The sequence below is a fragment of the Bradyrhizobium sp. 956_D2_N1_4 genome (assembly GCF_052076025.1).
Taxonomy (GTDB): Bacteria; Pseudomonadota; Alphaproteobacteria; order Rhizobiales; family Xanthobacteraceae; genus Bradyrhizobium; species Bradyrhizobium barranii.
Genome location: NZ_CP197237.1, coordinates 500,394 through 514,651 on the forward strand (window position 1 = coordinate 500,394; position 14,258 = coordinate 514,651).

9 protein-coding genes are annotated in these 14,258 nt (G+C 61.1%); 6 read left to right on the top strand and 3 right to left on the bottom strand.

All coding sequences use genetic code 11. The annotated features are described in order from the left end of the window. Positions 1–96: 96 nt before the first annotated feature. Positions 97–747, bottom strand: coding sequence for a hypothetical protein (locus AB7535_RS02415; RefSeq protein WP_354113351.1), 651 nt, complete (start codon positions 745–747; stop codon positions 97–99). A gap of 39 nt (positions 748–786) precedes the next feature. After that, positions 787–2,187, bottom strand: coding sequence for an O-antigen ligase family protein (locus AB7535_RS02420; RefSeq protein WP_245344126.1), 1,401 nt, complete (start codon positions 2,185–2,187; stop codon positions 787–789). A gap of 347 nt (positions 2,188–2,534) precedes the next feature. Here AB7535_RS02420 and AB7535_RS02425 point away from each other — a divergent pair, with 347 nt between their 5' ends. The 6 genes from AB7535_RS02425 (at position 2,535) to AB7535_RS02450 (ending at position 9,177) form a co-directional block, all read left to right on the top strand. Further along, the gene (locus tag AB7535_RS02425; RefSeq protein WP_085402137.1) at positions 2,535–3,725 is read left to right on the top strand and encodes an acyltransferase family protein; all 1,191 of its coding nucleotides are present in this window, start codon (positions 2,535–2,537) and stop codon (positions 3,723–3,725) included. 5 nt (positions 3,726–3,730) lie between these two features. Further along, positions 3,731–5,083: a hypothetical protein gene (locus tag AB7535_RS02430; RefSeq protein WP_085402196.1), complete on the top strand. Its 1,353-nt coding sequence runs from the start codon at positions 3,731–3,733 to the stop codon at positions 5,081–5,083. An 88-nt stretch (positions 5,084–5,171) separates the two neighbouring features. Beyond that, on the top strand, positions 5,172–6,224 hold the full coding sequence (locus AB7535_RS02435) for an acyltransferase family protein (RefSeq protein ID WP_085402136.1): 1,053 nt from the start codon (positions 5,172–5,174) through the stop codon (positions 6,222–6,224). A gap of 48 nt (positions 6,225–6,272) precedes the next feature. Further along, complete coding sequence (locus AB7535_RS02440) at positions 6,273–7,727, top strand: lipopolysaccharide biosynthesis protein (RefSeq protein ID WP_166084206.1); 1,455 nt, start codon at positions 6,273–6,275, stop codon at positions 7,725–7,727. A gap of 76 nt (positions 7,728–7,803) precedes the next feature. Continuing rightward, complete coding sequence (locus tag AB7535_RS02445; RefSeq protein ID WP_245344125.1) at positions 7,804–8,310, top strand: serine O-acetyltransferase; 507 nt, start codon at positions 7,804–7,806, stop codon at positions 8,308–8,310. 129 nt (positions 8,311–8,439) lie between these two features. Further along, on the top strand, positions 8,440–9,177 hold the full coding sequence (locus tag AB7535_RS02450) for a class I SAM-dependent methyltransferase (RefSeq protein ID WP_071916254.1): 738 nt from the start codon (positions 8,440–8,442) through the stop codon (positions 9,175–9,177). A 59-nt stretch (positions 9,178–9,236) separates the two neighbouring features. On the opposite strand, the gene AB7535_RS02455 is transcribed toward AB7535_RS02450, so the two are convergent. Beyond that, positions 9,237–13,598 (bottom strand): hypothetical protein, encoded by a 4,362-nt coding sequence (locus AB7535_RS02455; RefSeq protein ID WP_085402195.1) that lies wholly within the window; start codon positions 13,596–13,598, stop codon positions 9,237–9,239. Between the last annotated feature and the right edge of the window lie 660 nt (positions 13,599–14,258).

Sequence of the window (14,258 nt, forward strand, 5' to 3'; positions counted from 1 at the left end):
AACGATTTGAGCTTTGGTTCCGCGGAAATTTACAATTGTAGCTAAATAGGCCGGTCACGGGACCGGCCTGGGAGGGGTGGTTAACGGTTCCAGCCGTCAGCGCGACGGGCTTACCGAGGTCAGAACGGCGGTCGACGTCGCCGCAAACAGCGTCTGCGTCTGTGACGCCGCACCGGGCCCGCTCTGGTTCACGACCGTGGGTGCGGTCGAGCTTGCTCCGCCACCGCGTGCCTCCGCCGCGGTCGAACCAGGTCCGCCGCCGGCTGTGGTCTCGCCCGTCGGATCGGCGCCGTTGGTCGCTTCGGTCGGGATATCGCCGGTGATGCTGGTGAACGATTGGATCAGGTCGGGATTCTCGGTCTTGAGAACCGCCTCCTGGATCAGCTGGGCAACGCCGGGCTGCGACAGGACGCAAACCGAAGCGGCGGTGCCGAGACCAGCGCCGATGGCGCGGCTTTGATCGGTGCTGCTGGCCTTCGCCAGCGAGACAATGCCATCGACTGTCTCGGGACGCGCGGTCAGGAGGTCGCGCACAGCCGAGGCGAGGCCGCCTTGTCCGTCCTTGAACTGGTGGAGCAGCCCGCCGGGATTGGCCAGAAAGTCGGTGGCGCGCTCGGCTGAAACAACGCCCGTGTTGGCAACGCAGCCCGAGCTGACGCCCGTTGCGCCGAATGCTGCCGGCATTCCGGCGAAAATTGCCAGCGCTCCGACGATCACGGTGAAGCGCCTACCAGAATTCCAGCTCATTGCCCTGCCCACTTCAATCAATTTGGCTTTAAACTTCAATTAATTTGACTTTAGCTCGACTTGCACGGATTTGCCACGTTCTTTTCGCACCTGTGATGGTAGCGATTGCGCGAGGCCGCACCCGACGATGGCTGCGAAAAACACGCCGTAACCGGGTATCTGCAACGAGAAATCGATGCAGCTATGTGCAACTCCCAATACAGCGACGCTGGCGCCGATCACGGGTATGTAGCGGTCGCGTTTTCGGCGCAAGCTTCCGGTAAACAGATGGTAAAGATACCAGAGGCAGGCCAGCGCGATGACGGCGAAGGCGGGGATGCCTAATTCGACGGCAATTTCCAGCGGCGTGCTGTGAGCGCGGTCCCAGATGCCGAGACTGCCGAGCGTTGCGGGTCTGATGGCGGGAAAAACAGCTTCGAAATTGCCCAGCCCGACACCGAGCAGCCGATGATCAGCGATGATCCCCAATGATGCCTGGTACGCAGCAAGCCGCTGCGGATCGATCAGCCCGTGTTCGACGATTCGCCCCGCCACGAGGCCGCCTACGAGCTGCAAGAGCACGAGCCCTGCTGCCGCTGAGCCGCCGAGGACCAGCCACTTCCGCGATCTGCCGAGCTCGAGCGGCACGAGATAAAGGATGATGGCCAGCACGAACGTGCCAACCGACAGCAGCAGACCCGCCCGCGATCCGGTCATGGCAAGCGCGATCGTGCAGATCGCGAATCCCGCACCGAGCGCCACCGGCGCGGAGAGGATTTGCTCGAGCTGCGATCGCCAATCCGGTTGTTCCGGCGGCCCGCCTTCCTGGCGGTGCATGGTGCGCAGAAGCGGCACCAGAAACAGCAGGGCGCAGCTGCCCCAGAACGTCGCCGCCGTGTTTCGATTGACGAAGGTCCCTGTGGCAAAGCCCAGGTAGGCTTCTTTCTGCCTGAACAGCACCATGTCCGGTGCGATCAGCTCCGCCAGAATTCCGTACAATGCATACAGGCATCCCGCCCATGCCAGTATGCGTAGCAGCGAGCGTGCGGCTCCCGCATCGCTTGCAAGAATCACGGCGCGCGTGAAGGCGAGCGACAGCAGCAAGACCGATCCGAACGCCAGCCACGTTCCGCGTGCGGTGACCGAGAGACGGTCAGGCAGTACGAGGCCGAAAAAACGCCGCGGCAGTTCCCAGACCGCTGCTGATTCACTGGACGGATCGCTCCACGTTTGCAACGCCACGATGACAACCACCGCCGCGATCGCCACTGCCAATGGAATGAGCAACATGGCATTGCGACGGCTCACGGCCGAAAGATCGGCGGTCAGCAGGCTGCAGACGAGCAGAAAATTCCAGAAGCAAATCCACGCGAGGTCGAGGGATCCGAGCGGAAGTGGCGCCAGCACAAACACGGCTGTGGCGAAAAATCGCGATATCGCGCCCAAAGGCCCCTCTGTCATTCAACTCAGCCGCGATGGAGCTATCAGAACTTCGCGCGAGATCAAGTTAATGCGAGGCTAGGTCGTTGATGGCCATTCGCAACATTGCAAACAAGGCCGCAGCTCGCGCGTGCAGCCCTGATCTGTTCCAAACGCAATGCCCGTTGCCTCACGAAAGCTGAATTGAAGTCTATGAGCATGTCGTCGGAGCAAAGATGCCGACCGGCGTCTTGCTGCCGCATCTGTCGTGCACTGTCCTGGTCGAGATCGGCGCTTCGCGGCTCTTTTCAGTTGAATAAACCACCCGGTGGAGGCATTATATTGCACCGCAGCATTTCGCTTTGGTCGAATCGTAGAGCCTCTATCAAGTGCTAGCTCATCAAACAAAGGCGCACTACGTTCCGCTGGACAGCGTTCGTGGCCTCGCCGCCCTCTGCGTGGTCGTCCATCACTTCGTCGGATCGGATCCGCTCGCCGCTGCGCTGCCTCATCGCGCCTGGATCGACGTCGCGTTTTTTCACAATTCCTGGCTCTTCGTCGATTTGTTCTTCGTGTTGAGCGGCATCGTGATCTCGATGAGCTATGTTCAGTCCGAATTCAGCGGGTTCGACTTCCGAACGTTCACCTTGCGTCGTATCGCACGCATCTATCCGCTGCACATCGTCATGCTGTTCGCCTTTCTGGCGTTTCGGCTGATGCGGCTCACGCTCACCGAACTGGACCTGCTGCACTTCTCGACCAACGAGACGGCGGATCTCCAGGTTAACAATGTGTACTCGTTTGTCGCGAATGTGTTCTTGCTCCATGCTATGGGCGTGCTCGATTATCTGAGCTGGAACGGCCCGAGTTGGAGCATCAGCGCGGAGTTCTACACCTATCTCGTGTTTGGCGCCGTCGTCGTCCTGTCGCAGCGCCTTGGCTACATCAGGCTCGTCTATGTTTTCAGCGCCGTGCTGGCGGTGATGGGCGCGGCTCTCATTATCTTCGTGCTCAAGAATGAAACGCTCGATTTCCAGACCAACGCCTTCACCCGATGCTTCCTGGGCTTCTTCGTCGGCGTGCTCACGCTTCGTTTCGTCTCGGGAAAAGGTCGTTCAGTGAGCCCCTTCGTTCAGTCGGCCTGCCAGATCGGTGCGGCCGTCGTCGCCATCGTGCTGGTTTCCGTCGTCGGCTTCGACGAACGGCTCAGCTTCGTGGCGCCGATCGTTTTCGGCGCCCTGCTGGGCTCGCTGATGGCGTTTCCGGAGCGGCTCCTGCCGAAGCTGCTGTCCGTCCGTCCGCTGGTCTGGCTGGGCAAGCGCTCCTATTCGATCTACATGACGCATGCGCTGATACTTGTCCTCATCCAGTACTTCGCGCGTGGCGTGGGCACCGGGCGCCTGCAAATCGTGGACAACATTCTTCCCGGACTAGCAGCCTCACTGCTGCTCGCCGTCTTCGTGGCCGCCGTGCTCGTGCTCTCCAACCTCACCTACCTCTGGGTCGAGATGCCGGGGTCGCGGTTCGTGCTTCGGCTTTTCAATCGCCGCGCCGTTCCCGCTGTGGTCGCGGCGGAGTGACGGGCATGTCCAGCAGCTCTTCGGCTCTACCGAGGTCGGACTGGCGCATGGTCGATCCGGCGGCCTTGCCCCGGCATCACCAGCAGGAGGGCAGTGCATTCTTCAGTCTCGAGGCTATCGCGCTCTTGCTTTATTTCTACCGCGATGCGCTCGCAGGCGCGCTGCGCTATTATCTGGCCGTTCTCAAGATCAGCCCGCTGTGGTTCCTGCCTGACATTTTCGCGCTGGTCTGCATTTTTGCCTTCGTGCAGCGCTACGTCCTGATGGGGCGTAACCTCGTCGCGATCCTCACGCTGTTCTACATCTGCTTTGCGCTTTACCTCGGATACGTGTTCCTGGGCTATTTCAGCGGCATGATGTCGTCGTTCAAGATGATCGCGCCGGTGTTCGTCGGCTTCTGCTTCTGCGGGCGCAATTTCGGCGACTACGATCGACTGCTGCGGTGGCTTCACCCGATCTTCTACCTGACGATCGTCGGGATCATATTGTCGTCCCGCATGCAGTTGCCCTGGGTGGGATATGCCTACGAGACTTTCGGCACGACGCGGCAGGCGACGCGGCTGTGGTGGTCGGCGTCCGAGACGCGCCTCGCCGGACTTGCCGCCGACAGCACGATGGCCGCATTCTTCGTGTTCATTTCGTTCACGATCAGCTCGGTGCGCCGGAGCCTGCTGTGGTGCCTGTTCTGGGCCCCGATCGGTCTCTACGCCATCAAATTGACCACGAACAAGACCTCGCTCGGCGTGATGGTGATCTACGTCGCTTGCCTGATCATCGTTCGCCTCGTTCCCGAGCGTGAGAAGTTTCCCATGCTGCGGCGCATGGCGCTGCTGTCGTTCCTGTCGATCCTCGTGCCCGCGGTGCTGATCGCCCTGTTCTCCGGCAACGGGCTTGTCAGCATGTCGCGCGGCCTGTTCAGCCTGCAGGACCGCGTCAACAACAGCTGGCAGTTGCCGTTCGTCTACATGGCTGAGCTTATGCCGGTCGGTTTCTTCACCGGCTGCGGCCTCGGTTGCTTCAACTATCCGCAGCTGCTGTTCTCGAACAAGCTCAGCTATTACGTTCCGGTGGATAATTTCTACCTCGGCACCTACCTGATGTTCGGGCCGATCTTCGTGTTGTTCATGGTCATGGTCATCCTCGCGGTCGCAAGGACCAGGGACATCTACAAGCTGTCTTTCGCGGTCGCCATGAACCTCTTCACCATCACCGTGCTGGCCTATGGTCCGGCAAGCGGCTTGATCATGCTCGGCGTCGCCTTCAGCGAAGTCTTCGCCCGAGAGAGACGTGACGAGACCGTCGCGGACGCGGTGCCACTCGCGCCTGACGTCGACGATCTGGTCTCTCGGCCGGCATGATCGCGATGTTGCCGCATGCAATGAGCTGCAGTGCGCAGCACGGGCGCTGGTCCGGAACTTTCCTTCATCTTGATATCGGATCGCGGCGGTGAGCGCAGACAGCAAGAATTTCGTGGAGGCGATCCAGGGGCTGCGCGGCGTCGCCGCGCTCACCGTGCTGATCGTCCATCTTCAGGACATGCCGCTTCTGGCAGGCTTCCTGCCTCCGATCTGGCCGTGGCTGGAAGCGACTGTCAACATGGGCGGGCACGGGGTCGAGCTGTTCTTCATGATCAGCGGCTTCCTGATTCCGGCGAGCCTGATGCGTCACCGCAGCGTCGGGAAGTTCTTTCTCGATCGCGCCCTGCGAATCCTACCCGTGTTCGTGATCCTGCACCTGATCCTGTTCACGGCAGGCCCCCTGGTTGGCTACAAGTTCTTCAAGGGGATCGATCTGCCGACCTATCTCAAGCTGTTCTTCGTCAATCTGGCGTTCCTGCCGGACGCGCTGGGATTGCCGATCGGCCAGCAGAACGCGTGGACACTGAGCTACGAATGGGCGTTCTACATTCTGTTCGCGGTGATCTTCGTGATGTTGGTGCGGCGGAGGAACTGGCTGCTGGCGGCGCCGTTCATCCTGCTCGGTCTCGCGGGCATCGCCTTTCGGCCGATCGCCGCGTTCTTTCTGGTCGGGCTGTTGTTCAGCCTGATCGATTTGCGGATCCGCGTCGTCGGCTGGCCCGGATTGCTGGCGGGCATCCTTTGCGGGATCGCGATGTACGTGTCGATCGAATATGCGCATCCGCTGGTCGGGCTGTTGCCGGGCGCGCTGCTGTTTGGAATGGTCCTTGCTCCGGACTCCGGTATTGCCGTCGCTTTGAGCGGCAAATTCCTGCAGTTCCTCGGAAAGATCAGCTATAGCCTCTATTTGGTCCACCCTTTTGCGCTATTTCCGTTGCAGGTCATCGGAGTGAAGCTGGCCGCGCATGGCGTCAATCTCTGGCTCCTCTGGGCCGGGTTCGCGGGCCTCGGCCTGATTGCCGCACTGATAGCGGGAACTGTCAGTTACGAGCTGATCGAAGTGAGACTCCGCCGCTTGCTCGATCCGGCGCTGCGGGGCCTGTTGTTTGGAGTGCGCCGTGAAGCTCGCTATGTCGCCTGAGCGCGTCCTTTCGCAATCGTTTCAGCCGGATCACATACGAGAGACGTCATGATCATCAAGAACCTGCTCTCGATGTCGAGCGTGAACGTCGTGAAGTCGGCCGTTCAGTTCCTCATCACGCTGCTGATCACCTATTTCGTGACGCCCACGGAATTCGGGCTCGTGGCGTTTTCGCTGCCCTTCATCGCCTTCATCTCCATGCTGACCGACCTTGGGCTGTCGAGCGCGATGATCCAGCGGACGTCGCTCACCAGGGAGGAAGCCGGCGCGGCGACGACTCTGATGGTCGCGATCGGGATTGGTTGTGCCCTGGTGCTGGCCGCCGCCTCGAAGCCGCTGGGGGCTGCCGTCGACATGCAGGGGCTGCCGTCCGTGCTCGCCGCTCTCTCCGGTTCGGTCGTCTTGTCCATTTCCGCGATGGGGCCGCGCGCGGTCCTGGAGCGCTCCCTGCAATATCAGACCATCGCCTTGATCGAAGCCGGCGCGGCTCTGGCTTCCGCGACGGTGGGCGTGGCCGGAGCCCTGCTCGGATGGGGGATCTGGGCGCTGATCGCATACTATGTCCTGATGCAGGCGGTGCGCGCCGTCGCCTTCTATGTGAACACCAGGCGCCATATCCATCTGTCCTTCAAATGGCGCGGCGTCGCGCTGATGCTGTCGTTCGGCGGTTGGGTGCTGGCCTCGAACGTCCTCAACTTCACTGCGAGAAACGTCGGCAATCTCATGATCGGCGCCAAGCTGGGCGCAGCGGCGGTCGGTCTGTTCGGTCTCGCCTTCCAGTTCATGACGCTTCCGCTGATGATCCTGTCGTGGCCTGGCGGCGGCGTTCTGATGGCCACCCTGAGCCGGATGAACGGCGAGCGGGAACAGGAACGGCGCAGGGCGGCGATCTGCGCGGTGCTCGGCATGACCGCGATGATCACATTCCCGGCAATGATCTACCTGACGTTCGGGCTGAAATATCCCGTTGCGACGTTCCTCTCGCCGCATTGGCAGGAAGTCCTGCCGCTGATTGCCATCCTTGCGCCGGCAGGCGCGGCGCAGTCGATTGCGGCCTATGCCGGACCGATTCTGCTCGCTCACAACAAGGCCCGGCTCCAGTTCTGGGTGAGCACCGCCAACAGTGCCAGCATGATCCTCGCCTTTGTCGTGGCGTTGCCGTTCGGGCTCACGGCCGTGGCGGTCGTGTACCTGATCGTATCGATCCTCGTTTGCGTCCTGATGCTGATGATTGGAGCCCGCAACTGCGCGATCTCCTATGCCTCTTTGTTGGGCGCCCTGATGCCGGCCACCGTCGCCACCGCACTCGGCGCATTGTGTGCACTCGTCGCCACGAAGGCAGACGTCGCAAGCCTGTCACATTGGCTGTTGGCGACGGCCGTCTATGCGCTGATCGTGCTTGGCAGCTACGTGATATTCAGGCGTCGCATCTGGAACAGCATGCAATCGCTGCTCGGCGGCTCGGTTCCGTCGATCCAGGCGAATGTTTCCTCGGCAGGTTAGTAGAGATCGTTTGATGTCATCAGTTGAGGGAATGAGCGGCAAGTCCCAAGCGGGAATTCCGTGGCGCGAGGACCTGATGGCAAACACCGGCAGGTCCGGTGTGGCTGCCGCTTTCGTCGCCATGCTGACGAGCCCGGGCTTTGCCGTGATCACGACCTGGCGCATCGCCAGGATGCTGCGATTCCAGACCCGCTGGGGACATCAGATCACCTGGCTGCTCGTGCGGGCGCTGATGCGGCGCGGCTGCTACATCTCGGTTCTCGCGGAGATCGGTCCAGGGCTGATCTTGCCGCATCCGACCGGCGTCGTGATCGGCGAGGGGGCGCGGATCGGTCGCTCCGTGATGCTTTATCACAACGTCACGCTCGGCCGGCGTGCCTGGGATGAACCGGGTTGCCCGACCATCGGCGACGGTGCCGTCATCTACACCGGTGCCGTGATCGTTGGCCCGACTTCGATTGGTGCGGGAGCAAACGTTGCCGCCAACGCGGTCGTGACGCGTGACGTCCCGCCGCATTCCGTCGCCGCGGGAGCACCTGCGCGGATCGTGCGCTCGGAAGCACCAGGTCGCCTGCGCGCCTGACGGCCCGCGAACCGACGGCGAGGTTCCCGGCGATCCGCGTTTGGTCCGCCGGTTCAACCCGGTCACAATTCTGATTGCTTGCCATGTATAGTTGTGTCCGGAAACGTCTCGGACACAGGAAGCAAGCCCATGTCGTCGATCATTACCGATTTTTCGCAGGTCTATCCCTATCTCGACGGCTCGAAGTTCAAAGACACCATCGTCGTGCAATATCGGGGCGATGGCGACGTCAAATACAGATGCGACGTCCTCGTGGACATCTGTCGGGGCAAGCGCGTCCTGCATGTCGGATGCTGTGATCATCTGCCGCTCATCAAACGAAAGATCGACAACCGGGACTGGCTGCACGGCCTGATCACCGAGTGTTCCGAATACACCGTCGGCGTCGACATCGATGCGGATGCGGTGCGGGAGGCGTCGCGGATTTCCGGGCTCGACAACATGGTCGCGGGCGACGTGACGTCCGGCCAGAAGATCGATGCAATATCCGGCCGGAAGTTCGACATCGCCGTGTTTGGCGAAGTCGTCGAGCACATTCCGAATCCGGTCTCGTTCCTGTCGCGCTTCAGGGAGAATTACGGCGACGTCGTCGATCAGATCGTGATCACCGTTCCGAACGCCTTCAGGGGTGGCAACATCAAGGGCATCTTGAAGAACGTCGAGACGATCAACAGCGATCACCGGTTCTTCTTCACGCCCTATACCATCGCCAAGGTCGCAATCGACGCCGGCTATGCGCCGGTCGAGGTGAAGATGGCCACCTTCATGCGCGCCGGAAAGCTGAAGTCGATGCTGCTGCGGCGGCTTCCGCTGCTGGCCGAGGATATCATCTTCATCGGTGCGGCCACACCCGCGCGGCCGCACTGACCTTGCTTCCCCCGTCGTCCCCGTTCAGCTGGCAGGGGGACCTGCCAGCTGGTTCGGCGTCAGACGAACAGGAAGTTGCCGTGATCCAGGTTGGCCGAATTCACATTCTTCAACAGGATGGAATCGGCCGAGGTGAGCTGGATCAGCGTGTCGGAACCTGATTGCGAAATCTGCAGGTGGCTGTAGTCGGCCACCAGTGATTTCAGGATTTCGATCGTGTCGTGGTTCGCCGCGGCTCCGGCGTGGAAGCTCTTGATCTGGTCGTTGCCGCCGTCGAACATGACGGTGGTCGTGCCCGGCGCCGCGGAGAAGACGTCGTTGCCGCTGCCGCCGGCCAGTGTCAGTCCCGCAGTCACCGCCGTGACGGCGTGGGTCCCATCGGTGTTGAGGACGTCGATCGAGAGCAGCGAGCCGCTGGTATTGTAGCTGTCGTGCTCGACGGCGCCCGGCAGGCCGGCGACCTTGAACTTGAAGACGTCGGACGTTCCATCGGCGTTGTTGATGGTTTCGGTCGTCTTGACCCCGGTGCTGTCGTAGACATCGGAGACCTTGCTGCCGTCCGCCTTGACCACCTGCGTGTAATCGAGCGTACCGTCCGCGTGCGACCGGGTGATCGAGGTCATCTTGCCCGCGGCGTCGATGTGCTGCTGCTCCGTGACGTAGCTCTTGCCGGTGATGTTGTAGATCGTGTTGTCGTGCGAGCCGTCGGCGTTGTTGGCGTAGACCGCGGTCTTGACGCCCGACGTGAACACGGTGGTCGAGTTTGAGCCGTCCTTGTTCAGCACGTAGTCGCTGGTGAGACTGCCGCTGCCGTCGAACAGCTTCGTTTCCTTGGTGCCGTCGGCGTTGACGACGTAGATCGACGAGTTCAATCCGTTCGCGTAGTTCGTCGTCGTCACGTCGCCGCCCGCCGTCTTGTGAACGTCCTGGACCAGAGCTCCCGACGAGTTGTACGTGTCCGTCGTGGTCGATCCATCGGCGGCATTCAGGATCTCGCTCATCTTGTGGCCGGTGCTGTCGTAAAGGTCGGTGACCTTGCTGCCGTCGCTGTTGATCACCTGCTTGTAGGCAAGCGTATCATCGGCGTGAAGGCGGGTCAGGGCCGTAAGTGCGCCGGCGGCGGTGAGGTGTTGGATCTCGGTCGTATAGCTCTGGCCCGTGATGTTGTAGAAGGTGTTGTCATGGCTGCCGTCGGCATGGGTGACATAGAGCTTCGTCTTGACGCCGGCGGAGTAGACCGTGTTCGAGGACGAACCGTCCTTGTTCTGGATGAGGTCGCTGGCGATGATCCCGCTGGAATCGTACAGCTTGGTGTCCTTTGACCCGTCGGCGTTGACCACGTAGACCGACGCCAGCTTGGCGCCGTTGTAGTTCGTCGTCGTGGTGTCGCCGGAGCTCGTCTTGGAGACCTCCTGCTTCAATGCGCCGGTCGATGCATCGTAGATGTCGGTCGTCGTGCCCGACGACGTGACGGTGATGACCGAGATCTTGTGGCCTGTGGAATCGTACTGGGTCGTGACCTTGCTGCCGTCGCTGTTGACCACCTGGCTATAGGCCATCGAGCCGTCGGCATGGGTACGGCTGACCAGAAGCAGCTTTCCGCTCGGATCGATGTGGTCGTGCTCGTTGGTATAGGACTGGCCGGTGATGTTGTAATAGTAGTTGTCGTGGCTGCCGTCGGCATTGGTGCCATAGACCTTGGTCTTGACGCCGGCCGTGTAGAGCGTGTTCGAGGACGAGCCGTCCTTGTTCTGGATCAGGTCGCTCGCGATGATGCCGTTGGAATCGTACAGCTTCGAATCCTTCGATCCGTCGGCGTTGACCACGTAGACCGACGCCAGCAGCGAGCCGTTGTAGTTGGTCGTGGTCACGTTGCCGGAGGTCGTCTGCACGACCTGCTGCTTGAGCGCGCCCGCGATGGTATAGAAATTGGTCGTGGTGGCCGTCGACGTTATGGTGACGGCCGAGGTCTTGTGGCCGGTCGAGTCGTACTGGGTCGTGACCTTGCTGCCGTCGCTGTTGAACACCTGGCTGTAGGCCATGGTGCCGTCCGCATGGGTGCGGCTGACCGACAGCAGCTTGCCGCTCGCGTCGAGGTGATCGTGCTCGCCGGTATAGGACTGGCCGGTGATGTTGAAATAATAGTTATCGCGGCTGCCGTCCGCGTTGGTGACGTAGGCCTTGGTCTTGACGCCTGCGGTATAGAGCGTGGTCGACGACGAGCCGTCCGCGTTCTGGACCACGTCGCTCGCGATGACGCCCTTGGCGTCGTACAGCTTGGAGTCCTTCGAGCCGTCGGCGTTGACGACGTAGACGGACACCAGCAGCGAACCATTGTAGTTCGTGGTGGTCACGTTGCCGGAGGTCGTCTGCACGACGGTCTGCTTGAGAACGCCGGCTGTGGTGTAGAAATCGGTGCTGGTCGCCGTCGATGTCACGGTGACGACAGAGGTCTTGTGGCCCGTGGCGTCGTACTGGGTCGTGACCTTGCTGCCGTCGCTGTTGTAGACTTGGCTGTAGGCCATCGAGCCGTCGGCATGCATCCGGACGACTGATAGAAGCCTCCCGCCCGCGTCGAGCTGGTCGTGCTCGCTGGTATAGGACTGGCCGGTGATGTTGTAATAGTAGTTGTCGTGGGTGCGGTCGGCATTGGTGACGTAGACCTTGGTCTTGACGCCGTTCGAATAGAGCGTGTTCGAGGACGAGCCGTCCTTGTTCTGAACGAGGTCCGCGGTGAGATTGCCGCTCGTATCGTAGGTCTTGGTGTCCTTGTCGCCGATCGCCGAGACGGTGACGTCACGCACCATCTTGCCGCCGGTATAGGCGATGTTCTCCGACGAGCCGTCGGTATTGAGCGTTACCTTGCTGGTGATGACGCCGTCGGTGAAGTTGGACGTGCTGGTCGACAGAAGCTTTGCGGAGGAGTCGTAGACCCTGGTGACGCTCCAGGTGTCGGTCGAGTTGGTGACGGAGAACTGGTAGCCGCCCTGGATGGCCGCGAGCGCCTTCCCGTAATGCGAGATCATGTACGCCATGGTGGCATCGGAGGCGACCGGAAGCACGTGGGTGTCGGTGAGCGTGATGGTCTCAAGCGAATCCGAGGCGTTCAGGTCGGACATCTGCGACACGATGTCGGCGGCGGTTCCGCTGACGTCGGTCACGGCGGGCGGTGCAGAGCCGCCTCCTGCGGGAGCGTCGATCTCGATGATGAGCGGGTGGTCCGTGATCGGAACCACGATCTGGCTGACATCGGTGTAGGTCGCGATCGGCGAGCTGCCCTTTAGCGGGTCATAGACGTTGATCAGGTGGTGGACGCTGCCCAGGTTGACGGTAACCGATATCGTCGGATTCGCGATCTCGGTGTCGGTGGCGTCGTTCCAGACCTTGGGTTCCGCCCAGACCACGAGCTCATAGGCGCCGTTGCTCTTGCCGAGAACCATGCTGTTCCCGCTCGCCGGCATGTTGTCGAGCGTATAGTTCAGCGAGGCAGTCGGCGTGTGGCCGCCCTTGCCGTCGTCGGCCAGGATCGTCGTCAGATTGTGGACCGCGGTCGCCGCGAGCTTCGGGGTTCCGTCGGCGTTGAACAGGCCCCAGTGCGATTCGGGATCCGTAGGGTCGTTGCTCGCCGAGGCGTCGAGCAATTGATAGAGATAGGTGGTGCTGACGCCGTCCTTGTAGGCATCGACCAGCGTGTTCAGGATCGATTTCGCCTGTACGTTCTCGCTGGCGCCGACATACGGGGTATCGCTCTTGGTCGTATATCCGGTCTCGGTGATCACGACCGGTTTGCCGCCGGTGACCGACGTGGCGTTACCGAGCAATTGCTCGAGGGCGGTTTCGGGTGTCAGGCCGGTGCTGACATAGGCGTGAGAGTTGGCGTAGTCGGTCGACCCCGACATGTTTCCGAGATTGGCGTAGTCGGCCGAGTCATTATAGCCGATCGACAAATTGTAGACGGGGATATCCTTGAGCGCGGCGTCCGCCTTGATGGCGCTGTAATAGACAGCCTGGAACTGCGCTGCGGCCGAGACGCTCGAGCTCCCATTATAGCTGAAGCCCTGGATGTTGACCTCGTTGAGGCCTTCCAGCGCGATGACGCTGCCGGGATGGCTGGCCGCGAACTCCTTGACGGATTCCAGATAAGACTGGAGCGCAGCCGCGCCGCCGGCCGGAACGCCCGACGGAACCACGAGGTCGAATTTGTAACCGTCCTTCGCAAGTCCCTCGACGATCGGTTGCGCTTCCGGGCTCGTGGCGAGTCCGCCCCGCAGTTTCGTCACCCCGAGATAATTGAGATTGTCCTCGACGAGGGCGAGGTTGTCGTAGGCGCCCCAGGAATATCCAACGTGAACATTGACGCCGATGGAACTGACAAAGGTGCTCGCCGACAGGATCGTCTGATCTGGTGATGCGGTAGTCATCGGTATTTCGGAGCCTTTTCTGAAACGCGAGAGTTCGGTGCCGCCTGCGTCTGTCGTATCGGCCAATCTCTGTTTTTCGAGTTGGTGAGATCGGTAAAAATGGAAGCACCCGGAGATTTTCTCACCGACGCTTCCTGCGCGACGCCCACAGCGCACGAATCTGCGTGGACTGAGATTGATCGATGAAGACCACGGCAATGTGCTTGCAGCGTGACGTTCGAATGGCGATGCAACGACGATGTTCGATCGATGTTGTGCCGGTGCCTAATCGAAACGCATTTGCTTGTCGCGCGAGCAGCCTTGCTTCGAATCTATTGTGTTAAGCGCCGTTAAGCCTGTGGCGTGGGCGGATCGAGTTGCCTGCGAGTCACGACCGCAAAAAATATCGATCGAACTTCGAATGTGACAGTTGTTCGGGCGTTGAAGGCTTGCAGCGCGCTTCCGAATTTTCCCGCGTGCAGTCGGGAAGCGAGAAAGTAAATCTATGGAACTCGCCACCGGAGTTTTGTTTTCTCTCCTGGTCGCTGCGACATCGTGTCGACGTCAATGCAGAAGGATATCGAGTCTGTCTTTGGCCGATGAAGAAACCCCTCGTTGATGTGCAGGGCCAGTCGAACGAACGACGCCGACCAGATGAGAGGTCCAATCTGTGTGCACGAG